This is a genomic window from Halomonas sp. 3A7M (assembly GCF_014897875.1).
Classification (GTDB): domain Bacteria; phylum Pseudomonadota; class Gammaproteobacteria; order Pseudomonadales; family Halomonadaceae; genus Vreelandella.
This window is the reverse complement of record NZ_JABUZD010000158.1, coordinates 1-803: the sequence shown is the minus strand read 5'-3', so window position 1 is coordinate 803 and position 803 is coordinate 1. Positions and strand designations below refer to the sequence as shown.

At 53.5% G+C, this 803-nt stretch carries 1 protein-coding gene; it reads left to right on the top strand.

What is annotated here, in order from left to right; genetic code table 11:
* On the top strand, positions 1–803 hold an 803-nt coding region (locus INT19_RS13755; RefSeq protein WP_193061186.1), incomplete at both ends, for an SIS domain-containing protein.

Sequence of the window (803 nt, the reverse complement as noted above, 5' to 3'; positions counted from 1 at the left end):
CGGTACCGCGTTAGCGTGGCGAACCCTAACCAGTTGGTGGTGGTGATTTCCCAGTCTGGTGAAACAGCGGATACCCTCGCTGCACTTCAGCACGCCAAATCTATGGGGCATGCCCATACGCTGGCGATTTGTAACGTGCCTGAATCTGCCATTGTGCGTGAAACCCTGCTGCGCTTTATTACCCGTGCTGGCCCGGAAATTGGCGTGGCCTCTACCAAAGCGTTTACCACTCAGCTGAGCGCGCTGTTTTTGCTCACGCTGTTGTTGGCAAAAGCGAAACAGCGGTTAGCTGATACTGATGAAAAAGCCTATCTGGATGAACTACGTCACTTGCCCATTGCGGTTGAGAAGGTGCTGGCGCTAGAGCCAAGTATTAAGGCGTGGGCGCAGCATTTTGCCAATAAGCATCATGCCTTGTTCTTAGGCCGTGGCCGCCATTTCCCCATTGCGTTGGAAGGTGCGCTGAAGCTAAAAGAAATCTCCTATATTCATGCAGAAGCCTACCCCGCAGGGGAGCTAAAGCATGGGCCGTTAGCACTAGTGGATGCGGATATGCCAGTGGTAGTGGTGGCCCCTAATGATGAGCTGCTCGAAAAGCTCAAAGCCAATATGCAGGAAGTCAGCGCCCGTGGCGGCCAGCTGTATGTGTTTGCGGATGGTGACAGTGCCGTAAAACCGAGTGACGGTATGAATGTGCTAGTGATGCCAGAGCACTATGGTTTGCTTTCGCCCGTCTTACACGTGGTGGCGCTACAGTTGCTTTCTTACCACGTGGCGCTGGTGAAAGGCACCGATGTGGATAA